The following is a 24,694-nucleotide window of genomic DNA, read 5'->3' as shown; positions in this document are numbered from 1 at the left end:
GAAGCGATGTCAGAGATCACCCGCGAAGAGCGCCGCGCAACAGCAGAAACGGCGTGGCTGCCGGGTTACTACGCCGTACGCGGAGTGTTCTCGCTGACCTGGGTCGCCGCGGCGCTCACCGTGGGGCCGATGTCACCCGTGGTGTCGGCGGTCCTGTTGGCCGGTTACCCGGCGTGGGATGCTCTCGCGAACATCGCCGACGCCCGGCGGGGCGCGGGTGTACGGCGCAGTCCCACCCAGACGGTCAACGCTGTGGTCAGCGTCGTGACCACGCTGGCCGTCGGCGCAGCACTCACGCAGAACATGAACGCCGTTCTTGCGGTGTTCGGCGTCTGGGCTGCACTGGCCGGCGCGCTGCAACTCGCGACCGCACTGCGTCGTCGCACCCGTGCCGGTGGGCAGTGGGTCATGGTGGTCAGCGGAGCGCAATCCGTGGCCGCCGGAGCGATGTTCCTGGTGAAGGCCGGCGGTGCGCAATCGCCGAGTGTGGCCGACATCGCGCCGTACGCCGCGTTCGGCGCTCTCTACTTCGTCGTGTCGGCGGGCTGGCTCGCTGTCTCGGCACGGCGCAGGCGCTGACCGCCCCGGGGATCGGTCAACTGGTCGGTGAGCACCCCACCGCTCGGCGGCCCCGTCGGTACGTGGTCGTCGAGACCCGTCGCTGCTCGCAAGAACGGACCGAAAAGGTGCCACCCCAGTTGGAGCGCCAACGCGTCGGCGGTGGCCACCCGCGCAGCGTCCTCGTCGCCGAGGCGGTCCCGGGCGACACTGACCAAGTGCTCCACGTTCGGGAACCGGTGCTGAAGGCGGCCGACGTCGAAACCGTCGAGCAGTGCGCGGGCGATCACCGTCCAATTGCGGTGCGCCAGGCCTTCCACGTCTTCGGGCGCCGCTGCAGTGGACCGGGCCGCCTCGAGCTGATCGGCGAGATGCTCCAAGACTGCGGCCACGACGGCTTCTTTGTTGCCGATGTGGCGAAAGATGAGTCCCGCGTTGACTTTTGAGCGATCGGCGATATCTCGCAGGCTGGTGGCTGCCGGCCCCCGTTCGGCGAACAGATCGGCGGCATGGGACAGCACGACGGGCCGGATCCGGGCGCCCGCGTCGCTCGACTTGCCGCGCTCGCTCGCCATGTGGCTACGGTAGCGTTCGGCCATGTCCGTGGGTCCGGCCGTATGAGCAAGCCGTGGCAGTCCAGGCGGGCGGCGCCAACCGTGCGCAAGGGCGATCTGCGCGAGCAGCAGATCCTCGACTCCGCCGAACACCTGCTGTCCACGGTCGGTTACGCCGCCATGACCGTCGGAGACATCGCGCAGGCCGCCGGGCTCACCCGAGCGGCGCTGTACTTCTACTTCGGCTCCAAACACGACGTCCTCGCGGCGCTGGTGGCCCGCACGGCGCAGGTCCTGACCGAGGAGGCCGGTCTGGCCCGCACCGACAGCAGGTCGGTCGACGAGGTGATCGCGGGCGCGGTCGAGCGCACGGCAGCACTGTGGCTCGCCCACGGCCCGGTGATGAGAATGGCCGTCGACCTCGGTACGACCGTGCCCGACATCGGGCAGATGTGGTCCGCGGCGGCCGAGGAATCCATCGACGTGATAGCCCAGGTCCTCCAGCGCTGCGGTGTCCCGTCTCATGACGGTCCGGAAGGCGCCGCGGCACTTGCCCGCGCGCTGTGCTGGATGATCGAACGCAACTTCTACCAGGCGTCGAAGATCTCCGCCGAGGCGATCGGCGACACCAGTCAAACCTGCCAGACCATCTGGCGCGCGGTCGCCGACGGCACTGCGCGATAGGACAAATCCTGTCCTATGGCTGTGTCAGGCTGACGAGGTGTCCGAGACGACGAGCCGCGTGCTGCAGCTTCTCGGTCTGCTGCAGTCACGACGGGTCTGGTCGGGGGAGGAGCTGGCCGCCCGGTTGGGCGTCACCACCCGCAGCGTGCGCCGCGACGTCGAACGGCTGCGCGAGCTCGGCTACCCCGTCGCCGCCAGCCGAGGTCACGGCGGCGGTTATCAGCTGGGCGCCGGCGCCGCTCTGCCGCCGCTGCTCCTCGACCCGGAGGAAGCCGTCGCGATGGCGGTCTGCCTGCGGCTCGCCGCGGGCGGCAGCGTCGCCGGGGTCGGCGAATCGGCGCTGAGGGCGCTCAGCAAGCTCGACCAGGTGATGCCGCGGCGGCTGCGCTCCCAGGTCTCCGCCGTCCACGAGGCCACGGTCACGTTGACCTCGGGCGCCCCCGAATCCGTCGTCGAGCCCGAGGTGCTGATGACACTCGCGCGGGCCAGCCGGGACCGGGAACACGTCACCGCCGGCTACGTGGACCGGGGCGGCACCGCGACGCGACGCCGCTTGGAGCCCTACCAGCTGGTGACGACGGGACGCCGGTGGTACCTGCTGGCCTACGACCGCGACCGGGAGGACTGGCGAAGCCTGCGGCTGGACCGGATGTCCGACGTCGCGGCCGTCGGCACCACTTTCACCGCCCGCGACGCTCCCGACGCGGCCGCCTACGTACGCCGATCCATCAGCACGTCGCCCTACCGGTATGTGGCCCGGGTTCGGTACCACGCCCCCATCGAGACCGTCGCCCCGTACTTCCCGCCCGGAGCGGTGGATGTCGAAGCCGACGGCCCCGACGCCACCATCGTCACCGCCGGCGCCGACGATCCCCGGCAGATGGTTCCCTGGCTGTCGATGGTCGACGCAGACTTCGAGATCCTGGAGTCCGCCGAACTGGCCGATGCGATGGCCGTGATGGGCGAGCGGCTGCGGCGCGCCACCCACACGCGAGAATGACGTGATGGTCACGCTCGCCCTCGACGTCGGCGGTACCAAGCTGGCGGTCGGACTGGTCGACGACGCCGGTGCGCTGCGCTACCGCGCCGAACTGCCCACCCCGCGCGCCGACGCCGAGGCGGTGTGGGCCGTGGCCGACACTCTGCTCGTCGACGCTCTGGCCGCCGCCGGTGGCGGTGTGGATGCCGTCGGCATCGCGTCCGCCGGACCCATCGACGTCCCCGCGGGAACCGTCAGTCCGATCAATATCGTTGGCTGGCAACGCTTTCCACTCGTGGAGCGAGTGGCCGAACGCGCGGGCTCCGCCGTGCGGCTGGGCGGCGACGGGTTGTGCATGGCGTTGGGGGAGCAGTGGCTCGGCGCGGCCGTCGGAGCCCGGTTCCTGCTCGGGATGGTGGTCTCGACCGGTGTCGGCGGTGGCCTCGTTCTCGACGGCGCGCCGTGTCACGGACGGACGGGTAACGCCGGCCACGTCGGTCACGTGGTGGTGGAACCCGGCGGTGCGCCGTGCACGTGCGGCGGGCACGGCTGCGTGGAGACAGTGGCTGCCGGTCCGTGGCTTGCGCGATGGGCGCGCGAGCACGGATGGCAGGCCCCGCTCGAGGCCGGCGCCAAGGAGTTGGCCGCGGACGCGCGCCTGGGCGACCCGGTGGCGTTGCAGGCATTCGGCCGCGCCGCCGACGCGCTGGCTCGGATGATCGCCTCCGTCGGCGCGGTCTGCGACCTGGACCGCGTGGTCATCGGCGGCGGTGTTTCCCGCGCGGGGGAGCTGCTGTTCGACCCGCTGCGGACCGCGCTGCACCGGTACGCGGGGCTGAGTTTCCTGCGCGGCCTGCAGGTCGTGCCGGCCCGCCTGGGAGGTGACGCCGGACTGATCGGCGCCGCCGCCCTCGGCCGTTTTGGCTGATCGGGGCGCAGCAGGCTATTCTTGCTGGCGTTCCACCGAAGACCGTCGGTCACCAGTCACATGGTTGAAGGTCCGGGTTTCACCCGGCGGCCCACGCAGGAGGACGAGGCACGTACCTCACATGTGTGCGCCCCGACCTGTCTGCGTCGGGGCGTTCGTCGTTTCACGACATGTAAGACCTTCTCTCCTGCGTCTGGCCGGCGCTCCTCGACGGGACATCCGTACACCCACCACGAGGAGGCATGCATGGCCAAGGCTGACAAGGCCACCGCGGTCGCCGACATCGCCGAACAGTTCAAGGAGGCGACGGCGACGCTAGTCACCGAATACCGCGGACTGACGGTCGCCAACCTCGCGCAGCTGCGCCGTTCGCTCGGCGACTCCGCCACCTACACCGTTGCCAAGAACACCTTGGTCAAGCGTGCGGCGGCGGAGGCAGGCATCGAAGGTCTCGACGAACTGTTCGCCGGTCCCACCGCGATCGCGTTCGTCAAGGGAGAGGCCGTCGACGCCGCCAAAGCGATCAAGACCTTCGCCAAGGACAACAAGGCGCTGGTCATCAAGGGCGGCTACATGGACGGCCGCGCGCTGTCCGTCGACGAGGTCAACCGCATCGCGGACCTCGAGTCGCGCGAGGTGCTGCTGGCCAAGCTGGCCGGCGCGATGAAGGGCAATCTGACCAAGGCTGCCGGCCTGTTCAACGCTCCGGCGTCGCAGGTCGCACGTCTGGCTGCCGCGCTGCAAGAGAAGAAGGCCGCTGAGGAAGCCGCATAGCGGCTCCCGCACGTTCTGCACACCACTTACAGACATCCACGAAGTAACGAAGGAAGGACCATCATGGCCAAGCTGTCCACTGAAGAGCTGCTCGACGCGTTCAAGGAGCTCACCCTGCTCGAGCTGAGCGAGTTCGTGAAGGCGTTCGAGGAGACCTTCGAGGTCACCGCTGCGGCTCCGGTCGCCGTCGCCGCTGCCGGCCCCGCCGGCGGTGCCCCCGCCGAGGCCGCCGAGGAGCAGTCGGAGTTCGACGTCATCCTCGAAGGCGCCGGCGAGAAGAAGATCGGCGTCATCAAGGTCGTCCGCGAGATCGTCTCCGGCCTGGGCCTCAAGGAAGCCAAGGATCTGGTCGACAGCGCCCCCAAGCCGCTGCTCGAGAAGGTCACCAAGGAGGCTGCCGAGGACGCCAAGGCCAAGCTCGAGGCCGCCGGCGCATCGGTGTCGGTCAAGTAGTAGTCGCGTAGCCGTCGATCTGACGGCAGCGTCAGTCGTGGGGCTGGTCTGGCAAACAGACCAGCCCCACGCTACGTTCAGGTCCGGTCCGGCCCCGGCGGCGTGATCGGGTAGGTTACAGTGACTCAAACCACAGGCGGGGACCCGTGGTGAGCAGATGCTGGATTGGCGAGAGGAATTCGCGTGGGTATTGGTATCCAGGTCGAGGGGTTGACGAAGTCCTTCGGCTCGCAGCGAATCTGGGAAGACGTCACGTTCGATCTGCCCGCCGGTGAGGTGAGCGTTCTGCTGGGCCCGTCGGGTACCGGTAAGTCGGTGTTCCTCAAGTCGCTGATCGGTCTGTTGCGTCCGGAGCGCGGCAAGATCATCGTCGACGGCACCAACATCATCGAGTGCTCGGCCAAGGAGCTCTACGAGATCCGCACGCTGTTCGGCGTGATGTTCCAGGACGGCGCGCTGTTCGGCTCGATGAGCCTGTACGACAACACGGCGTTCCCGCTTCGTGAGCACACGAAGAAGAAGGAATCCGAGATCCGTCAGATCGTGATGGAGAAGCTCGACCTGGTGGGTCTGGGCGGCGACGAGGACAAGTTCCCCGGTGAGATCTCCGGTGGTATGCGCAAGCGCGCCGGGCTGGCCCGGTCGCTGGTGCTGGACCCGCAGATCATCCTCTGCGACGAGCCCGACTCGGGTCTGGACCCGGTGCGTACGGCCTACCTGTCGCAGCTGCTGATCGACATCAACGCCCAGATCGACTGCACGATCCTGATCGTGACGCACAACATCAACATCGCCCGCACCGTCCCCGACAACATGGGCATGCTGTTCCGCAAGCACCTGGTGATGTTCGGTCCCCGCGAGGTGCTGCTGACCAGCGACGAGCCGGTGGTCAAGCAGTTCCTCAACGGCCGCCGGATCGGGCCGATCGGTATGTCGGAGGAGAAGGACGAGTCGACGATGGCCGAAGAGCAGGCCATGGTCGACGCGGGTCACCACGACGGTGGCACCGAGGAGATCGAGGGCGTGCCGCCGCAGGTCATGGCGACTCCCGGTATGCCGGAGCGCAAGGCCGTGGGTCGTCGTCAGGCCCGTGTGCGCGAGATCATGCACACGCTGCCCCCGGCCGCGCAAGAAGCCATCCGGGCCGATCTGGATGGCTCGAACAACGGCTCTGCCCGCGATTACGACGCGGAGTCGTCCTCGCGTCGTGACGAGGATGACGCGCCCACCGGGCGCATCCCCGTCGGCGGCGACCGCTGATTTACCGCCCGCTCCGCGGGCGCACCCTCATCCTGATATGAGTCGCTTTCGCGTGCTCTGAAAAGGCCTGTTCAGCGCCCCTTTGTGGCGCCCGTCAAGTTTTCACCGTTCGTTCTCTTGCGGGCCCGCCTCGGTGGCTATACAGTTTGCCAGAATCGCGTTGCCGTGCGGAAAAGCGCACTTAGGGCATGGAAATGCGGTTTCTCTAGGCTTTCTGAAACAGGAGAATAATGGTCGACCGCTATCGGGTCTGGGTTGGGGCAGGCGTACTAGCGGGGGGAATGTCAGCTGCGATGCTGACGAGTGCAGGTGTCGCAGCAGCTGACGACGGATCGTCGTCCGGTGCGGACACCCAGGCGTCGTCGACCGCCCGTGGTGGCAACGACGATGCGACGACGTCGAAGACCGAGACGTCGAAAGCGGAGACCTCGAAGACCGAGACCTCGAAGACCGAGACCTCCGAAGCGGAGACCCCGAAAACAGCGACCAAGCGGGATCGCCCGTTCGGGCTGAAGCCGCACCGGTCGAACACACCGGACCAGGACGAGTCCGGGTCGGACACACCCGAGCCCGAGGTGTCGCAGCCAGAGGTGACCCCGCCCGACACGACGGAGTCCGTGACCGACAAGCCGGTGCGCACACCGCTGCGGGACCTGTTCGGCGGCGGTAAGCACCGTGCGCCGGAGCCCGACGCACACTCCGAGGCCGAGGACACGGCAGAACAAGCCGCCGAGCCCATCGAGACGCCCACCGAGACGGCTGTAGCCGAGACGCCCGTCGTGGCACCGTCGTCGTCGTCCGAGACCGTCGCGCAGCCCCGTCGCCTCGTGCGTCCGAGCACCTTCGCCACCGGCATCGAGACCGATCTCGGAGCGCCGGACGGGGCCATGGTCATGCGGCTGGCCGCGGCCGAGGCGCCGCCGGCGCAGACGACGACCCTGCTCGACGTCCTCAACACCATCGGCAAGAAGTTCTACGACTTCTACACCGACACCATGCAGTTCTTCGCGGGCCCGGTGCGTGTGCCGTTCGGAAGCACCGTGCGGGTCGAGTCGTCGACGCTGACCATCGGCGGCCACAAGGACGTCCCTGCCGACTGGTACTTCCCCGACACCGACACCCCCGCCGGGTTGATCTACCTGCAGCACGGCTTCCTGGCCAACGCCTCGTTCTACAGCGCGACCGCGGCGTACCTGGCCGAGAAGACCGACAGCATCGTCGTGGTGCCGTCGCTGACGTGGAATCCGTTCGACGTCGAGAATTACCCGCTCGAGTGGCCGAGCACCGGCCGGGCGATCGCGGCGCTGTTCGCCGGTGACCGTGCGGCTCTGACGGCCAGCGCGCGCGCCGCCGGATACGACGGGGTGCTGCCCGAACGGGTCGTGCTGGCCGGGCACTCGGCCGGCGGCGGCCTGGTGGCCATGGTCGGCAGATACATGGTCGAGACCGGTAACGCTGACGATCTCGCTGGACTGATCATGTTCGACGGGGTCGGCACGCTCAGCTTCATGAGTCAGGACATCGCGGCAATCCCGACGTCGATCCCGGTGTACAACATTGCGGCGGGGCCGAGCTCCTGGAACTGGTACGGCGACACCAACCGCAAGCTCAGCTCCGTCCGGCCGGGCATGTTCACCGGCGTCACCTTCCGGGACGGATCCCACGCCGACGGCATGCAGACGACGGCGCCGATCGTGCAGTACTTCGCCTACATGGCGATGGGGCACTCGTCGCCGCTGGATGTGATGGCGAACAAGGTGCTGGCCGCGGGCTGGATCAACGACATGCTCGACGGCACGCACACCGACCGGCTCTACGACAGCGACGCCTCGGCCTGGAGCGTCGTCACCGGCTGGTGGTGGGATCAGCTGACCTCGTCATCGCCTCGGCGCGTGCGCACCGTGACTCTCTGACGCGCGTCTGAGCCGACCTGATGTTCCAATTACTCCCAAACACCGCGTTGTCTCTTGACGGAACAGCGAAACCGGGCCAATCTATTGGCCAGCATGTTTGCACGGGATGAGGACGCCAGCCAGCGACCAAGCCTTCACAGCATGCGATCTGTGCCTGGATGTTGAGGAATAGCCCGTCCTGCGCTATCGTTGGACGTTGCGCTGGCTGCATCCTGCCCACCTCATCCGCACCGCCCACGTAGTCGAAGCCTGAGTTCTGCTCAGCGATCTCGACGCGTGCCGTGCGCCGGGGGCGGCTCGTGGAGCCAGCCGAACCGACGCAGAATCGCGGCACGATGGTCCGGTCTCCTCCGGTTTCCACGGTCGCATGAGGTGCTGGAAGGATGCATCTTGGCAGGGTCCCGCCAGATCGAGTCAGTAACCAACAACTCCGTTCCCGGAGCACCAAACAGGATTTCTTTCGCGAAACTCCATGAGCCCCTCGAGGTTCCCGGACTCCTCGACGTCCAAACCGAATCGTTCGAGTGGTTGGTCGGCGCGCAGGACTGGTTCCAGCGGGCCGTCGACCGCGGCGACGTGGACCCCAAGGGTGGTCTGCAGGAGGTTCTCGAGGAGCTGTCCCCGATCGAGGACTTCTCGGGGTCGATGTCGCTGTCCTTCTCCGACCCGCGCTTCGACGAGGTCAAGGCGCCCGTCGACGAGTGCAAAGACAAGGACATGACGTACGCGGCTCCGCTGTTCGTCACGGCCGAGTTCATCAACAACAACACCGGCGAGATCAAGAGTCAGACGGTGTTCATGGGTGACTTCCCGATGATGACGGAGAAGGGCACCTTCATCATCAACGGCACCGAGCGTGTCGTGGTGAGCCAGCTGGTCCGCTCGCCGGGCGTGTACTTCGACGAGACGATCGACAAGTCCACCGAGAAGACGCTGCACAGCGTCAAGGTGATCCCCGGCCGCGGTGCGTGGCTGGAGTTCGATGTCGACAAGCGCGACACCGTCGGTGTGCGTATCGACCGCAAGCGCCGCCAGCCCGTCACCGTGCTGCTGAAGGCGCTGGGCTGGACCAACGAGCAGATCACCGAGCGCTTCGGCTTCTCCGAGATCATGATGGGCACGCTGGAGAAGGACAACACCGCCGGTACCGATGAGGCGCTGCTCGACATCTACCGCAAGCTGCGGCCGGGCGAGCCCCCGACCAAGGAGTCCGCGCAGACCCTGCTGGAGAACCTGTTCTTCAAGGAGAAGCGCTACGACCTGGCCCGCGTGGGCCGCTACAAGGTCAACAAGAAGCTGGGCCTCAACGCCGGCCAGCCGATCACCAGTTCGACGCTGACCGAAGAGGACGTCGTCGCGACCATCGAGTACCTGGTCCGTCTGCACGACGGCCAGACCGCGATGACGGTGCCCGGCGGTGTCGAGGTGCCGGTCGAGGTGGACGACATCGACCACTTCGGCAACCGCCGCCTGCGCACCGTCGGTGAGCTGATCCAGAACCAGATCCGGGTCGGCCTGTCGCGTATGGAGCGCGTCGTGCGTGAGCGCATGACGACCCAGGACGTCGAGGCGATCACGCCGCAGACCCTGATCAACATCCGTCCCGTCGTGGCGGCGATCAAGGAGTTCTTCGGCACGTCGCAGCTGAGCCAGTTCATGGACCAGAACAACCCGCTGTCGGGTCTGACCCACAAGCGCCGCCTGTCGGCGCTGGGCCCCGGCGGTCTGTCCCGTGAGCGCGCCGGCCTCGAGGTCCGCGACGTGCACTCCAGCCACTACGGCCGCATGTGCCCGATCGAGACCCCGGAAGGCCCGAACATCGGCCTGATCGGTTCGCTGTCGGTGTACGCGCGGGTCAACCCGTTCGGCTTCATCGAGACGCCGTACCGCAAGGTCATCGACGGCCAGGTTTCCGACCAGATCGATTACCTGACCGCCGACGAGGAGGACCGCCACGTCGTGGCGCAGGCCAACTCGCCGCTCGACGAGGACGGTCGCTTCACCGAGGCGAAGATCCTGGTCCGACGCAAAGGCGGCGAGGTCGAGTTCGTCTCGGCGGCCGAGGTCGACTACATGGACGTCTCGCCGCGCCAGATGGTGTCGGTCGCGACGGCGATGATCCCGTTCCTCGAGCACGACGACGCCAACCGTGCCCTGATGGGTGCCAACATGCAGCGCCAGGCTGTTCCGCTGGTCCGCAGCGAGGCCCCGCTGGTCGGCACCGGTATGGAGTTGCGTGCCGCCATCGACGCCGGTGACGTCATCGTCGCGGAGAAGGCGGGCGTCATCGAAGAGGTGTCGGCCGACTACATCACCGTGATGGCCGACGACGGTTCCCGGCACACCTATCGGATGCGCAAGTTCGCCCGCTCCAACCACGGCACGTGCGCCAACCAGCGCCCGATCGTGGACGCCGGGCAGCGCGTCGAGTCCGGCCAGGTGCTGGCTGACGGTCCGTGCACCGAGAACGGTGAGATGGCGCTGGGCAAGAACCTGCTCGTCGCCGTCATGCCGTGGGAAGGGCACAACTACGAAGACGCGATCATCCTCTCCAACCGTCTGGTCGAAGAGGACGTGCTGACCTCGATCCACATCGAGGAGCACGAGATCGATGCCCGCGACACCAAGCTGGGCGCCGAGGAGATCACCCGGGACATCCCGAACGTCTCCGATGAGGTGCTGGCCGATCTCGACGAGCGCGGCATCATCCGCATCGGCGCCGAGGTCCGCGACGGCGACATCCTGGTCGGCAAGGTCACCCCGAAGGGCGAGACCGAGCTGACCCCGGAAGAGCGCCTGCTGCGTGCGATCTTCGGTGAGAAGGCCCGCGAGGTTCGCGACACGTCGCTCAAGGTGCCCCACGGTGAGTCCGGCAAGGTCATCGGCATCCGCGTGTTCTCCCGTGAGGACGACGACGAGCTGCCGGCCGGTGTCAACGAGCTGGTCCGCGTCTACGTGGCCCAGAAGCGCAAGATCTCCGACGGCGACAAGCTCGCCGGACGCCACGGCAACAAGGGCGTCATCGGCAAGATCCTGCCTGTCGAGGACATGCCGTTCATGCCTGATGGCACCCCGGTGGACATCATTCTGAACACCCACGGTGTGCCGCGTCGTATGAACATCGGCCAGATCCTGGAGACCCACCTCGGGTGGGTCGCCAAGGCCGGCTGGAACATCGAGGGTGCACCCGAGTGGGCGGCGAAGCTGCCCGAGGGCATGCAGTCGGCTCCGGCCGATTCCATCGTGGCCACCCCGGTGTTCGACGGTGCGCAGGAGAAGGAGCTCGAAGGCCTGCTCGGCTCGACGCTGCCCAACCGCGATGGCGATGTCATGGTCAACGCCGAAGGCAAGGCCGAGCTGTTCGACGGCCGCAGTGGTGAACCGTTCCCGTACCCGGTGACGGTCGGCTACATGTACATCTTGAAGCTGCACCACCTCGTCGACGACAAGATCCACGCCCGCTCGACCGGTCCGTACTCGATGATCACCCAGCAGCCGCTCGGTGGTAAGGCGCAGTTCGGTGGTCAGCGCTTCGGTGAGATGGAGTGCTGGGCCATGCAGGCCTACGGCGCGGCGTACACGCTGCAGGAGCTCCTGACGATCAAGTCCGACGACACAGTCGGTCGCGTCAAGGTCTACGAGGCGATCGTCAAGGGCGAGAACATCCCCGAGCCGGGCATTCCGGAGTCGTTCAAGGTGCTTCTCAAGGAGCTGCAGTCGCTCTGCCTGAACGTCGAGGTGCTGTCTTCGGACGGCGCGGCGATCGAAATGCGTGACGGCGACGACGAGGACCTGGAGCGCGCTGCTGCCAACCTCGGAATCAACCTGTCGCGCAACGAATCCGCCTCTGTCGAAGATCTTGCTTAAGATTTCTAGTCCCGAAAGGGGAAAGGGAGTTACGTGTTAGACGTCAACTTCTTCGATGAACTCCGCATCGGTCTCGCGACCGCGGACGACATCCGTAACTGGTCGTTCGGTGAGGTCAAGAAGCCGGAGACCATCAACTACCGCACGCTCAAGCCCGAGAAGGACGGCCTGTTCTGCGAGAAGATCTTCGGACCGACTCGCGACTGGGAGTGCTACTGCGGCAAGTACAAGCGCGTGCGCTTCAAGGGCATCATCTGCGAGCGCTGCGGCGTCGAGGTGACCCGCGCCAAGGTGCGCCGTGAGCGGATGGGCCACATCGAGCTGGCCGCGCCCGTCACGCACATCTGGTACTTCAAGGGTGTGCCGTCGCGGTTGGGCTACCTGCTCGACCTCGCCCCGAAGGATCTCGAGAAGATCATCTACTTCGCGGCGTACGTCATCACCGCGGTCGACGACGAGATGCGGCACAACGAGCTGTCCACGCTCGAGGCCGAGATGGCCGTCGAGCGCAAGGCGCTCGAGGATCAGCGCGACGCCGACCTGGAGGCCCGGGCGCAGAAGCTCGAAGCCGACATGAAGGAGCTCGAGGACGAGGGCGCCAAGAGCGACGTCAAGCGCAAGGTCCGTGACGGCGGCGAGCGCGAGATGCGTCAGCTGCGCGACCGGGCCCAGCGCGAGCTGGACCGGCTCGAGGAGATCTGGACGACGTTCACCAAGCTGGCTCCCAAGCAGCTGATCGTCGACGAGCAGCTCTACCGCGAGCTGCAGGACCGCTACGGCGAGTACTTCGAGGGCGCCATGGGTGCCGAGTCGATCAAGAAGCTCATCGAGACCTTCGACATCGACGCCGAGGCCGAGTCGCTGCGCGACACGATCAAGAACGGCAAGGGCCAGAAGAAGCTGCGTGCGCTCAAGCGGCTCAAGGTCGTCGCGGCGTTCCAGACGAACCGGAACTCGCCGATGGGCATGGTCCTCGACGCGGTGCCGGTGATCCCGCCGGAGCTGCGCCCGATGGTGCAGCTCGACGGTGGCCGCTTCGCGACCTCGGATCTCAACGATCTGTACCGCCGCGTCATCAACCGCAACAACCGGCTCAAGAGGCTGATCGACCTCGGCGCACCCGAGATCATCGTCAACAACGAGAAGCGCATGCTTCAGGAGTCGGTGGACGCGCTGTTCGACAACGGCCGCCGCGGCCGTCCGGTCACCGGACCGGGCAACCGTCCGCTCAAGTCGCTGTCCGATCTGCTGAAGGGCAAGCAGGGCCGGTTCCGCCAGAACCTGCTCGGCAAGCGTGTCGACTACTCGGGCCGTTCGGTCATCGTGGTCGGTCCGCAGCTCAAGCTGCACCAGTGCGGTCTGCCGAAGCTGATGGCTCTCGAGCTGTTCAAGCCGTTCGTGATGAAGCGTCTCGTCGACCTGAACCACGCGCAGAACATCAAGAGCGCCAAGCGGATGGTGGAGCGTCAGCGTCCGCAGGTGTGGGACGTCCTCGAAGAGGTCATCGGCGAGCACCCCGTGCTGCTGAACCGTGCACCCACGCTGCACCGCCTGGGCATCCAGGCATTCGAGCCGCAGCTGGTCGAGGGTAAGGCCATCCAGCTACACCCGCTGGTGTGTGAGGCCTTCAACGCCGACTTCGACGGTGACCAGATGGCCGTGCACCTCCCGCTGAGTGCGGAGGCGCAGGCTGAGGCGCGCATCCTGATGCTGTCGTCGAACAACATCCTGTCTCCCGCGTCGGGCCGCCCGCTGGCCATGCCGCGTCTGGACATGGTGACCGGCCTGTACTTCCTGACCACCGAGATCGAGGGCGACACCGGCGAGTACACGCCGGCCGCCAAGGATCAGCCGGAGTCCGGTGTGTACAGCAGCCCGGCCGAGGCCATCATGGCGCTCGACCGCGGTGCGCTGTCGGTGCGCGCGAAGATCCGCGTCCGGTTGACGCAGCAGCGTCCGCCGGCCGATCTGGAGGCGCAGCTGTTCGAGAACGGCTGGACCCCGGGTGATGCCTGGACCGCCGACACGACGCTGGGCCGCGTGCTGTTCAACGAGCTGCTGCCCAAGGGCTATCCGTTCATCAACGAGCAGATGCACAAGAAGGTGCAGGCCCGGATCATCAACGATCTGGCCGAGCGCTACCCCGATGATCGTGGTCGCGCAGACCGTCGACAAGCTCAAGGACGCCGGCTTCTACTGGGCCACGCGTTCCGGGGTGACGGTCTCGATGGCCGACGTGCTGGTGCCGCCGCAGAAGGCGGCCATCCTCGATCGCTACGAAGGCGAAGCCGACGGGATCGAGAAGAAGTACCAGCGCGGCGCGCTCAACCGCGACGAGCGCAACGAGGCCCTGGTCAAGATCTGGCAGGACGCGACCGAAGAGGTCGGTAAGGCGCTGGAGGACTACTACCCCGAGGACAACCCGATCATCACGATCGTGAAGTCCGGCGCGACGGGTAACCTCACGCAGACCCGCACTCTGGCCGGCATGAAGGGCCTGGTGACGAACCCCAAGGGTGAGTTCATCCCGCGTCCGATCAAGTCCTCGTTCCGCGAGGGCCTGACGGTGCTGGAGTACTTCATCAACACCCACGGTGCTCGTAAGGGTCTGGCCGACACCGCGCTGCGTACCGCCGACTCGGGGTACCTGACCCGCCGTCTGGTGGACGTGTCGCAGGACGTCATCGTTCGCGAGAACGACTGCGAAACCGAGCGCGGCATCAACGTCACGCTGGCCGAGAAGCAGGACGACGGCACCTTGGTGCGCGATCAGCACATCGAGACGTCGGCCTACGCCCGCACCCTGGCGACCGACGCGGTCGACGCCGATGGCAACGTCGTCGTCGAGCGTGGTCACGACCTGGGTGACCCGGCGATCGACGCTCTGCTGGCCGCGGGCATCACCGAGGTCAAGGTGCGGTCGGTGCTGACGTGCACGACGGGCACCGGCGTGTGCGCGATGTGCTACGGCCGTTCGATGGCGACCGGCAAGCTGGTCGACATCGGCGAGGCCGTCGGTATCGTGGCCGCGCAGTCGATCGGTGAGCCCGGCACGCAGCTGACGATGCGTACCTTCCACCAGGGTGGTGTCACCGGTGGGCAGGACATCGTCGGTGGTCTGCCCCGCGTGCAGGAGCTGTTCGAGGCCCGCGTGCCCCGCAACCGCGCCCCGATCGCCGACGTCACCGGGCGGATTCGCCTGGAGGAGAGCGACAAGTTCTACAAGATCACCATCGTTCCCGATGACGGGGGCGAGGAGGTCGTGTACGACAAGCTCTCGCGGCGTCAGCGCCTGAAGGTGTTCAAGCACGACGACGGCTCCGAGCGTCTGCTGACCGATGGCGACCACGTCGAGGTCGGCCAGCAGCTGATGGAAGGCTCGGCCGACCCGCACGAGGTGCTGCGCGTCCAGGGTCCCCGCGAGGTGCAGATCCACCTCGTCAAGGAGGTCCAGGAGGTGTACCGCGCGCAGGGTGTGTCGATCCACGACAAGCACATCGAGGTCATTGTCCGGCAGATGCTGCGTCGCGTCACGATCATCGATTCGGGTGCGACGGAGTTCCTGCCCGGCTCGCTGACCGAGCGTGGCGAGTTCGAGACGGAGAACCGTCGGGTGGTCGCCGAGGGCAACGAGCCCGCGGCGGGCCGTCCGGTGCTGATGGGCATCACGAAGGCATCGCTGGCCACGGATTCGTGGCTGTCGGCGGCGTCGTTCCAGGAGACCACGCGCGTGCTGACCGATGCGGCGATCAACTGCCGCAGCGACAAGCTGCAGGGTCTGAAGGAGAACGTGATCATCGGCAAGCTGATCCCGGCCGGTACCGGCATCAACCGGTACCGCAACATCCAGGTTCAGCCGACCGAAGAGGCCCGCGCTGCGGCGTACACGATCCCGTCCTACGAGGATCAGTACTACAGCCCGGACTTCGGCCAGGCCACCGGTGCCGCGGTGCCGCTGGACGATTACGGCTACTCGGATTACCGGTAACGCTGACCGTTAGTCAGACAGAGAAGAACCCCCACTCTCGACAGAGGGTGGGGGTTCTTTCTATTTCTGGAACTCCTCGACGGCGCGCAGCTTGTTGGTGACGTCGAGCGCGGCGATCTTGTAGGCCTCGGAGAACGTCGGATAGTTCAGGACCGCGTCGACGAGGTAGTCGACCGTGCCGCCGCACCCCATCACGGCCTGCCCGATGTGAATCAATTCGGTGGCATTGCTGCCGAAGATGTGGATTCCCAACAGCTTTCGGTCCTCGGTGGAGACCAGCAGCTTGAGCATGCCGTGGGAGTCTCCGGCGATCTGACCGCGGGCCAGCTCGCGGTAGCGGGCCACCCCGAACTCGTACGGCACGGCTTCCTCGGTCAGCTCGGCCTCGGTGGCGCCGACGAACGACACCTCCGGGATCGTGTAGATCCCGATCGGCTGCAAGGCGGTCATGTCATTGGCCGGCTCGTCGAACGCGTGGTAGGCCGCCAGCCGCCCCTGGTCCATCGAGGTGGCGGCCAGGGCGGGGAAGCCGATGACATCGCCGACGGCGAAGATGTGCTCGACCGACGTGCGGAAGTCGTCGTCGACCTGCAGACGTCCCCGCTTGTCGGCCTCCAGGCCCGCCGATTTCAGGTCCAGACCCTCGGTGAGCCCTTGCCGGCCGGCGGAGTACATGACGGTGTCGGCGGCGATGCGCTTGCCCGAGGCCAGCGTCGTCAGCGTGGTGTCCTCGCCGATCTCGACCCCGGTGACCTCCTCGCCGAACCGGAACGTCACCGCGAGGTCGCGCAGATGGAAGGTGAGTGCTTCGACGATCTCGGAGTCGACGAACTCCAGCATCGAGGGCCGCTTCTCGATGACGGTCACCTTGGTGCCCAGCGCAGCGAAGATCGAGGCGTACTCGATGCCGATGACACCGGCGCCGACCACCACCATGGACAGCGGCACCTTCTTCAGCCCGAGGATCCCGTCGGAGTCCAGCACCTTCTCGTCGTCGAACTCGATGTCGTCGGGCCGGGCCGGCTTGGTGCCGGTCGCGATCACGATGTTCTCGCCGGTGACGGTGATGTGCTCGCTGTCGTTGTCGTTCTCCACGATGACGGTGTGCGGGTCGACGAATCGACCGTGCCCGGTGAACAGGTCGATGCGGTTGCGGATCAGTTGCGAGCGGACCACGTCGATCTCGCGGGTGATGACGTGGGAGGTGCGCATGTGCAGGTCTTCGGTCGTGATGTGGTCTTTGACGCGGTAGCTGGTGCCGTACAGCTCGCGCTGGTTCATGCCGGTCAGGTAGATGACGGCCTCGCGCAGTGTCTTCGACGGGATCGTGCCCGTGTTGACACACACCCCGCCCAGCATCCAGCCCCGCTCGATGACGGCGACGGACTTGCCGAGCTTGGACGCGGCCACCGCGGCCTTCTGCCCTCCCGGGCCCGAGCCGATGACCACCAGGTCGTATTCCGTCTGCGACGCCATGCCCCTACCTTTCCCCATTTCGTCGCTTCGCACCCCTGTCTGACGCCGCGTTTAGACTCGGCGGCGTGCTGATCGGATCCCACGTTCACGGTGACGACCCCCTGGCCGCGGCGGCCGCTGACGGTGCCGACGTCGTCCAGTTCTTCCTCGGCAATCCGCAGAGCTGGAAGAAGCCGAAACCGCGCGAGGACGCCGCGGTGCTGCGGGCCGCGAGCACACCCATCTACGTGCACGCGCCGTACCTGATCAACGTGGCGTCGGCCAACAACCGGGTGCGCATCCCGTCGCGCAAGATCCTGCAGGACACCTGCGACGCGGCCGCCGACGTCGGTGCCACCGCGGTGATCGTGCACGGCGGGCACGCCGACGACAACGACATGGACGCCGGCTTCGAGCGGTGGGTGAAGGCCCTGGACTATCTCGAGACCGAGGTGCCCGTCTATCTGGAGAACACCGCCGGCGGCGACCATGCGATGGCCCGCCACTTCGACACCATCGGCCGGTTGTGGGACCGCATCGGGGACACGGGCATCGGCTTCTGCCTGGACACCTGCCACGCCTGGGCGGCCGGCGAGGCGCTGGTCGATGCCGTGGAGCGGATCAAATCCATCACCGGCCGCATCGACCTGGTGCACTGCAACGACTCCCGCGATGCCGCCGGTTCCGGCGCGGACCGGCATGCGAATTTCGGCACGGGGCAGATCGACCCGCAGCTGCTGGTCGCGGTCGTGTCCGCGGCCGGCGCGCCGGTGATCTGCGAGACCGCCGACGAGGGCCGCAAGGACGACATCGCGTTCCTGCGTGACAACCTGCCCGACAACCTCTGACACGGTCACAACTTCGTAGCCGAACGCATGTTGAACGGCAGCTGGCCGCGAGGTTAATTAGTCTGACGCCGGGAATCCTTGCCCTTCCCGTGTCGAAAGGCTCATGTGTCCGCAATCGAACAGTCGTCGATTGCGGTCGCGCCCGCGCCCGATGTCCCGCCGCGGCGCCGAATCAGCCGGCTCCGCATTTTGCGGTGGATCGCCGTCGCCGTCTGGGCCGCCGTCGTGGCCTACCGGACGGTGACCGACGGTCTGGCGTTCAACCGCGAACTGCTGCTGGTCTACATCTGCACCGGACTGCTGGCGGCGAGCATCGGTCAGGGCCGGCGGATGATCGCGGTGATCCGCGACTGGTTGCCGTTCGCGCTGGTGCTCATCGCCTACGACCTGAGCCGGGGGGCGGCCACGCTGATCGGCCGGCCCACACTGTGGCATTGGCAGGCTGACGCCGACCGTGCGATGTTCGACGGTGCGATGCCGACGGTGTGGCTGCAGGAACGCCTCAAGATGCCTACCCCGCCCTGGTGGGAGGTCGTGATCAGCGGCGTCTACATGTCGTTCTTCATCCTCCCGTACGTGATCGCGGCGGTGTTGTGGCTGCGTGACCGACAGGAGTGGAAGGCGTTCGTCCGGCTGTTCGTCGGCTTGAACCTGGTCGCGCTGCTGATCTATGCGCTCCTGCCTGCCGCCCCACCCTGGGCTGCGGCGCGGTGCACGCCAGGTGATGTGTCCGGCGGGCCGTCAGGGCCGGGGTGCATGTTCCGGCCGGCCCGCGGGGTGCCCGACGGCGGTCTGCTCGGCTCGATGCAGTTCACCCAGGACGGCGCCAACGACTGGGTGGAGCGCATCGTCGGGCGGGGCTGGGGCAAGCTGAACCTCCACTCGGCGACCGCGCTGCTGGACCAGGGGCAGGCCAGCGTGAACCTGGTGGCCGCGATCCCGTCGCTGCATGCGGGGATGTCGGCGGCACTCGCCGCGTTCCTGTGGACCCGGGTGCAGCGGCGTTGGCGTCCCTTGTTGGTGGCGTATCCGCTGGTCATGGCGTTCACGCTGGTGTACAGCGCCGAGCACTACGTGGTCGACCTCCTGCTGGGGTGGGCGCTGGCCGCGGTGGTGATGGTCGCGTTGCATCGCTACGACGCGTGGCGGCGCCACCGCGCTGTTACAGATCTTGTATGACCGTCGAAAAGATGTAACAGTGTGGGGATGGACACGCACGTCGTCACCAATCAGGTCCCGCCCCTGACGGACTTCAATCCCGCCGCGTCGCCCGTCCTCGCCGAAGCGCTGATCCGGGAGGGCGGACAGTGGGGCATCGACGAGGTGCACGAGCTGGGCGCTCTCAGCGGCTCCGCGCAGGCGCAGCGCTGGGGCGAGCTCGCCGACCGCAACCGGCCGGTGCTGCACACCCATGATCGGGTGGGCCATCGCGTCGACGAGATCGAGTTCGACCCCGCCTATCACCAGCTGATGACCGTGGCCGTCGGCCACGGCCTGCACGCCGCCCCGTGGGCCGACGACCGGCCCGGCGCCCACGTGGTGCGTGCCGCCAAGACGTCGGTGTGGGCCCCCGAGCCCGGCCACATCTGTCCGATCTCGATGACCTACGCCGTCGTGCCCGCGCTGCGGCACAATCCCGAGCTGGCGGCGATCTACGAGCCGCTGCTCACCAGCCGCACCTACGACCCCGAGCTGAAGGTCCCGACCACCAAGGCCGGCATCACCGCCGGCATGTCGATGACGGAGAAGCAGGGCGGCTCCGATGTCCGCGCCGGCACCACTGAAGCGACGCCGAACGGCGACGGCAGCTACTCGCTGCGCGGGCACAAGTGGTTCACTTCGGCGCCGATGTGCGACGTCTTCCTGGTGCTCGCCCAGGCTCCGGCCGGCTTGAGCTGCTTCCTGCTGCCGCGCGTGCTGCCCGACGGCACCCGCAACCGGATGTTCCTGCAGCGGCTCAAGGACAAGCTCGGCAATCACGCCAACGCCTCCAGTGAGGTCGAGTACGACGGTGCGACGGCGTGGCTGGTCGGCGAGGAGGGGCGCGGCGTGCCGACCATCATCGAGATGGTCAACCTCACCCGGCTGGACTGCACGCTGGGCAGCGCCACGAGCATGCGGACCGGGCTGATGCGGGCCATCCACCACGCCCAGCACCGTTCGGCATTCGGCGACTACCTGATCGACCAGCCCCTGATGCGCAACGTGCTGGCCGACCTGGCCGTGGAGGCCGAGGCGGCGACGATGCTGGCGATGCGGATGGCCGGTGCCACCGATCACGCCGTGCGGGGCGACGGGCGCGAGACGCTGCTACGCCGAATCGGGCTGGCCGCCGCCAAGTACTGGGTGTGCAAGCGGGCGACACCGCACGCCGCCGAGGCGATGGAGTGCCTGGGCGGCAACGGCTATGTCGAGGATTCCGGCATGCCGCGGCTCTACCGCGAGGCGCCGCTGATGGGCATCTGGGAGGGCTCGGGCAATGTCAGCGCGCTGGACACGTTGCGCGCAATGGTGACCCGGCCGGAGTGCATCGACGTGCTGTTCGACGAGCTGGGCGCGACGGCAGGGCACGATCCGCGGTTGGACGCGCACGTGAACGCGTTGCGGCCGCAGCTCGGCGACCTGGACAGCATCCAGTACCGGGCGCGGCAGGTCGCGGAGAACATCGCGCTCGCACTCCAGGGCGCGCTGCTGGTCCGCCACGGCCACCCCGCGGTCGCCGAGGCGTTCCTCGCCACGCGGATGGGCGGGCAGTGGGGCGGCGCGTTCGGCACGTTGCCCACCGGGCTCGATCTCTCGCCGATCCTCGAGCGCGCGATGGTCAAGGCATGACCCATTCGATCAGGCCGGTGGACTTCGACGACCTGAAGACGATGACCTATGAGGTCACCGACCGCGTCGCGCGCATCACGTTCAACCGCCCCGAGAAGGGCAATGCGATCGTCGCCGACACCCCGCTGGAGTTGTCGGCACTCGTCGAACGCGCCGACCTGGACCCGAATGTCCACGTCATCCTGGTCTCGGGCCGCGGTGAGGGATTCTGCGCTGGCTTCGACCTCTCGGCCTACGCCGAGGGCTCGTCGTCGGCCGGTGGCGGCAGCCCGTACCGCGACACGGTGCTGTCGGGTAAGACGCAGGCGATCAACCATCTCCCGGATCAGCCGTGGGATCCGATGATCGACTACCAGATGATGAGCCGGTTCGTGCGCGGCTTCGCCTCCCTGATGCACGCCGACAAGCCGACCGTGGTGAAGATCCACGGCTACTGCGTGGCGGGCGGCACCGACATCGCGCTGCACGCCGACCAGGTGATCGCCGCGGCGGACGCGAAGATCGGCTATCCGCCCACCCGGGTCTGGGGTGTACCGGCGGCGGGCCTGTGGGCGCACCGCCTCGGTGACCAGCGCGCGAAAAGGCTTCTGCTGACCGGGGATTGCATCACCGGCGCGCAGGCCGCGGAGTGGGGACTCGCGGTGGAGGCACCCGCGCCCGAGGACCTCGACGAGCGCACCGAACGCCTGGTCGAGCGGATCGCCGCGATGCCGGTCAACCAGCTCATCATGATCAAGCTTGCGATGAACAGCGCGCTGATCAACCAGGGCGTCGCCACCAGTGCGATGGTCTCGACGGTGTTCGACGGCATCGCTCGGCACACCCCGGAGGGTCATGCCTTCGTGGCCGAGGCCCGCGAGCACGGGTTCCGGGAGGCGGTACGTCGCCGCGACGAACCGTTCGGCGACTACGGGCGCGCCACCTCGGGGGTGTGAATGCCGCAGCCGGTGAGGCGGATGACGGCCCGCTCGGTGGTGCTGAGCGTGCTGCTGGGCGCGCATCCGGCCTGGGCCACCGCGAGTGAATTGCTGCGTCTGACAGCGGATTTCGACCTCAAGGAGCCCACGGTTCGAGTCGCGTTGACGAGGATGGTGAGTGCGGGTGACCTGGTGCGTTCCCGCGACGGCTACCGTCTGTCCGACCGACTGCTGGCGCGGCAGCGCCGCCAGGACGACGCGATCGACCCCCGCACCGTGCCGTGGGACGGTTCCTGGATCGGGGTTGCGGTGACCAGCGTCGGCAACGACGCCCGCACTCGATCGACGATGCGAACAGCGTTGCACGACAGCAGGTTCGGTGAACTCCGCGAGGGTTTGTGGTTGCGGCCGGCCAATCTCGACATCACGCTGCCGGATGACGTGCGCCCGCACACCCGGGTGCTACGGGTACACGACAACGATCCAGCCGGGCTCGCAGCAGCGCTGTGGGATCTCCCGGGCTGGGTGGCCGCTGGCGAGAATCTGCTCGCCGAGATGACCGGAGCCCCTGATGTTCCCGGCCGTTTCGCCGCGGCTGCGGGTATCGTGCGGCACCTGCGCGCCGACCCCGTGCTGCCCGGGGAGCTGCTGCCGGCGGGCTGGCCCGGTGCGGCGCTGCGGGCGGTCTACCAGGACTTCGCCGCGGAACTGGCGGCGCGGCGTGACGACGAGATCATGGAGGCACGGTGAGCGAGCACGGAGTTCGGGTCGAGAAGAGCGGCCCGGTGACCACGGTGATCATGAACCGCCCGCAGGCCCGCAACGCGGTCAACGGGCCGGCGGCGGCCGCGCTGCACGCCGCCTTCGACGAGTTCGACCGCGACGACGACGCGGCGGTGGCTGTGCTGTGGGGCGACAACGGAACCTTCTGTGCCGGAGCTGATCTCAAGGCTTTCGGCACCCCGGAGGCCAACGCGGTGCACCGAAGCGGGCCCGGGCCGATGGGCCCGAGCCGGATGGTGTTGTCCAAGCCGGTGATCGCCGCCGTGAGCGGTTACGCGGTGGCCGGGGGACTGGAGCTGGCGCTGTGGTGCGATCTGCGGGTCGTCGAACAGGACGCGGTGATGGGCGTGTTCTGCCGTCGCTGGGGGGTGCCGCTCATCGACGGCGGCACGGTGCGGCTGCCCCGGCTGATCGGCCAGAGCCGGGCGATGGATCTGATCCTGACCGGGCGGGCAGTCGATGCCGATGAGGCGCTGGCGATCGGGTTGGCCAACCGCGTGGTGCCGACCGGACAGGCCCGCGCCGCGGCGGAGGAGCTGGCCGTCGAGCTCGCCCGCCTCCCGCAGCAGTGCATGCGCAGCGACCGGCTCTCGGCGCTGCACCAGTGGGGGCTGTCCGAGGCCGACGCGATGGACGTGGAGTTCGGCAGCATGTCCCGGGTCGCCGCTGAATCCCTCGACGGCGCGGCACGTTTCGCTGCCGGCGCCGGCAGGCACGGAGCCAGCGCGACGTGAGCCCGGCGTCAGCCCTTGCTGATGGTGTTGTTGCTGCCGGTGTCGTTGACCTTCGGGTCGCCGTCGCGGTAAGTGACGGTGTTGTTGATCCCGACCACCGACAGTTCCTTGTCGACCTTGTCGAAGGTGATCTTGTTGTCGGCCCCGCCGATGTTCACGTTCGCGCAGGTTCCTGCGATCGTGAGGGTGTTGTTCGACCCTCCGACGTTCAGCGACTTGCCGTCCGCGCAATCCAAATCGGCCGTGGTACCCAGTGAGCCGTAGTTGATCGTGTTGCCGATCTCGATCTGTGCGCCCGACGAGCCGGCCGTCGCTGTGGGCTGATCGGTGTCGGAGCTGTTTGAGCCGCATGCCGAGATTCCGAGCGCGGCCGCGCACAGCGCCGCACCGCCGAGGAGAAGTCGATTCACGGCTAGGCGGGTACCCGATCGACGCGATTTGTCATCCCCAGTTCGCGTCCGCGATCCCACACCACCGGCGATCCGTTCTTGTAGAAGACCGCCTGGTCGTATCCGTACACCGTGATGTCGTTGATGACGTTGTCGGCGACGATCGTGTTGCTCGATCCCTGGACGGTCACCGCCCAGCAGGTTCCGAGCGCGTTGATCTGATTCCCGGTGCCCACCACGATCAGCGTCGCGTTGTTGCAGTCGATGGTCCTGCTCACGCCCTGCCCGGTGATGTGGGTGTCACCGTTCTTGGCCTGCGCGGTCGGCGCGACCATCAACACGGCGGACACCGTGAGAACGCCCGCGGCCAGCACTCGTGGTGAAGAGGTCACCTCGGCAGCGTACGACGTCGAGCGAGTCGCCACAGCGAGTTGCGCTGGGTACCGTGAGCTGCGATGCGCCAGCCCGTGAGCCACCGTGCGATGGATGCCCTCGCCATCGCTGTCGCCGGTGTCCTCGCGACGGCGACGGCAGCGGGTTGCGCGCACACGGTGGGCGGTACCGCCCAGCGCGCGGAGGGGTCGGTTCCCGACCCCGACCGGTCGTACGGGTACGTCGACGATCGGTGCGGTCTGCTCGACGACGGCACGGTGCAGGCGACGCTCGACGCCGACGACGTGATCCGGCCCTACAGCGGCGCGGTGTGCCAGTACATCCTGGCCCGGCCCGGGGCGGTCACCGTCGACGTGACGTTCTCCTGGTTCGACACCGGCTCTCT

General features: G+C 67.5%; 20 protein-coding genes and 1 pseudogene. 17 read left to right on the top strand and 4 right to left on the bottom strand.

All coding sequences use genetic code 11. From position 1 onward, the window contains the following. The first annotated feature begins 6 nt into the window (after positions 1–6). On the top strand, positions 7–579 hold the full coding sequence (locus tag PGN37_RS10605) for a DUF308 domain-containing protein (protein ID WP_335330994.1): 573 nt from the start codon (positions 7–9) through the stop codon (positions 577–579). Here PGN37_RS10605 and PGN37_RS10600 read toward each other — a convergent pair. Beyond that, complete coding sequence (locus PGN37_RS10600; protein WP_335330993.1) at positions 525–1,133, bottom strand: TetR/AcrR family transcriptional regulator; 609 nt, start codon at positions 1,131–1,133, stop codon at positions 525–527. The genes PGN37_RS10605 and PGN37_RS10600 overlap by 55 nt on opposite strands. Before the next feature lie 42 nt (positions 1,134–1,175). Here PGN37_RS10600 and PGN37_RS10595 point away from each other — a divergent pair, with 42 nt between their 5' ends. From PGN37_RS10595 to PGN37_RS10555, 9 genes and pseudogenes are all read left to right on the top strand, one after another. Then, positions 1,176–1,796, top strand: coding sequence for a TetR/AcrR family transcriptional regulator (locus PGN37_RS10595; RefSeq protein WP_335330992.1), 621 nt, complete (start codon positions 1,176–1,178; stop codon positions 1,794–1,796). A 37-nt stretch (positions 1,797–1,833) separates the two neighbouring features. Further along, the gene (locus PGN37_RS10590) at positions 1,834–2,796 is read left to right on the top strand and encodes a helix-turn-helix transcriptional regulator (protein WP_335330991.1); all 963 of its coding nucleotides are present in this window, start codon (positions 1,834–1,836) and stop codon (positions 2,794–2,796) included. A gap of 4 nt (positions 2,797–2,800) precedes the next feature. Beyond that, the gene (locus PGN37_RS10585) at positions 2,801–3,703 is read left to right on the top strand and encodes an ROK family protein (protein WP_335330990.1); all 903 of its coding nucleotides are present in this window, start codon (positions 2,801–2,803) and stop codon (positions 3,701–3,703) included. 246 nt (positions 3,704–3,949) lie between these two features. Further along, positions 3,950–4,477: a 50S ribosomal protein L10 gene (rplJ, locus tag PGN37_RS10580; RefSeq protein ID WP_335330989.1), complete on the top strand. Its 528-nt coding sequence runs from the start codon at positions 3,950–3,952 to the stop codon at positions 4,475–4,477. Between the two features lie 63 nt (positions 4,478–4,540). Further along, entirely contained in the window at positions 4,541–4,930 is a 390-nt protein-coding gene (gene rplL, locus PGN37_RS10575; protein WP_046361092.1) for a 50S ribosomal protein L7/L12, read from the top strand. Positions 4,931–5,113: 183 nt separating this feature from the next. Next, positions 5,114–6,190, top strand: a complete 1,077-nt coding sequence (locus PGN37_RS10570; RefSeq protein ID WP_335330988.1) for an ABC transporter ATP-binding protein — start codon at positions 5,114–5,116, stop codon at positions 6,188–6,190. Between the two features lie 293 nt (positions 6,191–6,483). After that, positions 6,484–8,103, top strand: coding sequence for an alpha/beta hydrolase (locus PGN37_RS10565; protein WP_335330987.1), 1,620 nt, complete (start codon positions 6,484–6,486; stop codon positions 8,101–8,103). Positions 8,104–8,475: 372 nt separating this feature from the next. Beyond that, a complete protein-coding gene (gene rpoB / locus PGN37_RS10560) occupies positions 8,476–11,970 on the top strand; it encodes a DNA-directed RNA polymerase subunit beta (RefSeq protein WP_335330986.1) in 3,495 nt (1,164 codons plus the stop codon). A gap of 33 nt (positions 11,971–12,003) precedes the next feature. Further along, positions 12,004–15,958 (top strand): annotated as a pseudogene (locus PGN37_RS10555) (DNA-directed RNA polymerase subunit beta'). Between the two features lie 60 nt (positions 15,959–16,018). Here PGN37_RS10555 and sthA read toward each other — a convergent pair. Further along, complete coding sequence (gene sthA / locus PGN37_RS10550; RefSeq protein WP_335330985.1) at positions 16,019–17,434, bottom strand: Si-specific NAD(P)(+) transhydrogenase; 1,416 nt, start codon at positions 17,432–17,434, stop codon at positions 16,019–16,021. A gap of 65 nt (positions 17,435–17,499) precedes the next feature. On the opposite strand from sthA, the gene PGN37_RS10545 reads away from it, so the two are divergent. The 6 genes from PGN37_RS10545 to PGN37_RS10520 all read left to right on the top strand — a co-directional run bounded on the left by PGN37_RS10545 (position 17,500) and on the right by PGN37_RS10520 (position 23,527). Then, entirely contained in the window at positions 17,500–18,261 is a 762-nt protein-coding gene (locus tag PGN37_RS10545; RefSeq protein WP_335330984.1) for a deoxyribonuclease IV, read from the top strand. Between the two features lie 105 nt (positions 18,262–18,366). Next, a complete protein-coding gene (locus tag PGN37_RS10540; protein WP_335330983.1) occupies positions 18,367–19,440 on the top strand; it encodes a phosphatase PAP2 family protein in 1,074 nt (357 codons plus the stop codon). Positions 19,441–19,467: 27 nt separating this feature from the next. Continuing rightward, the gene (locus tag PGN37_RS10535; protein ID WP_335330982.1) at positions 19,468–21,093 is read left to right on the top strand and encodes an acyl-CoA dehydrogenase family protein; all 1,626 of its coding nucleotides are present in this window, start codon (positions 19,468–19,470) and stop codon (positions 21,091–21,093) included. Next, positions 21,090–22,028, top strand: coding sequence for a crotonase/enoyl-CoA hydratase family protein (locus PGN37_RS10530; RefSeq protein ID WP_335330981.1), 939 nt, complete (start codon positions 21,090–21,092; stop codon positions 22,026–22,028). Before PGN37_RS10535 ends, PGN37_RS10530 begins: the two co-directional genes overlap by 4 nt. 21 nt (positions 22,029–22,049) lie before the next feature. Continuing rightward, positions 22,050–22,760 carry a PaaX family transcriptional regulator C-terminal domain-containing protein gene (locus PGN37_RS10525; RefSeq protein WP_335330980.1) on the top strand — a complete coding sequence of 237 codons (711 nt, stop codon included), beginning with the start codon at positions 22,050–22,052 and terminating at the stop codon, positions 22,758–22,760. Next, on the top strand, positions 22,757–23,527 hold the full coding sequence (locus PGN37_RS10520) for a crotonase/enoyl-CoA hydratase family protein (protein WP_335330979.1): 771 nt from the start codon (positions 22,757–22,759) through the stop codon (positions 23,525–23,527). Before PGN37_RS10525 ends, PGN37_RS10520 begins: the two co-directional genes overlap by 4 nt. Positions 23,528–23,535: 8 nt before the next feature. Here PGN37_RS10520 and PGN37_RS10515 read toward each other — a convergent pair whose 3' ends face one another. Both PGN37_RS10515 and PGN37_RS10510 read right to left on the bottom strand, forming a co-directional pair. After that, positions 23,536–23,937: a DUF3060 domain-containing protein gene (locus PGN37_RS10515; protein ID WP_335330978.1), complete on the bottom strand. Its 402-nt coding sequence runs from the start codon at positions 23,935–23,937 to the stop codon at positions 23,536–23,538. Positions 23,938–23,939: 2 nt separating this feature from the next. Next, positions 23,940–24,251 (bottom strand): DUF3060 domain-containing protein, encoded by a 312-nt coding sequence (locus PGN37_RS10510; RefSeq protein WP_335331176.1) that lies wholly within the window; start codon positions 24,249–24,251, stop codon positions 23,940–23,942. A 120-nt stretch (positions 24,252–24,371) separates the two neighbouring features. Between PGN37_RS10510 and PGN37_RS10505 the strand changes: the two genes are divergently transcribed. Further along, a partial coding sequence (locus PGN37_RS10505; protein WP_442932905.1) for a DUF3558 family protein occupies positions 24,372–24,694 on the top strand: 323 nt, incomplete at its 3' end.

This window comes from Mycobacterium kyogaense (assembly GCF_036946525.1).
GTDB lineage: Bacteria > Actinomycetota > Actinomycetes > Mycobacteriales > Mycobacteriaceae > Mycobacterium > Mycobacterium kyogaense_A.
Note: the sequence above shows the minus strand (reverse complement) of the source record. Positions and strands in the feature narration are given on the sequence as shown.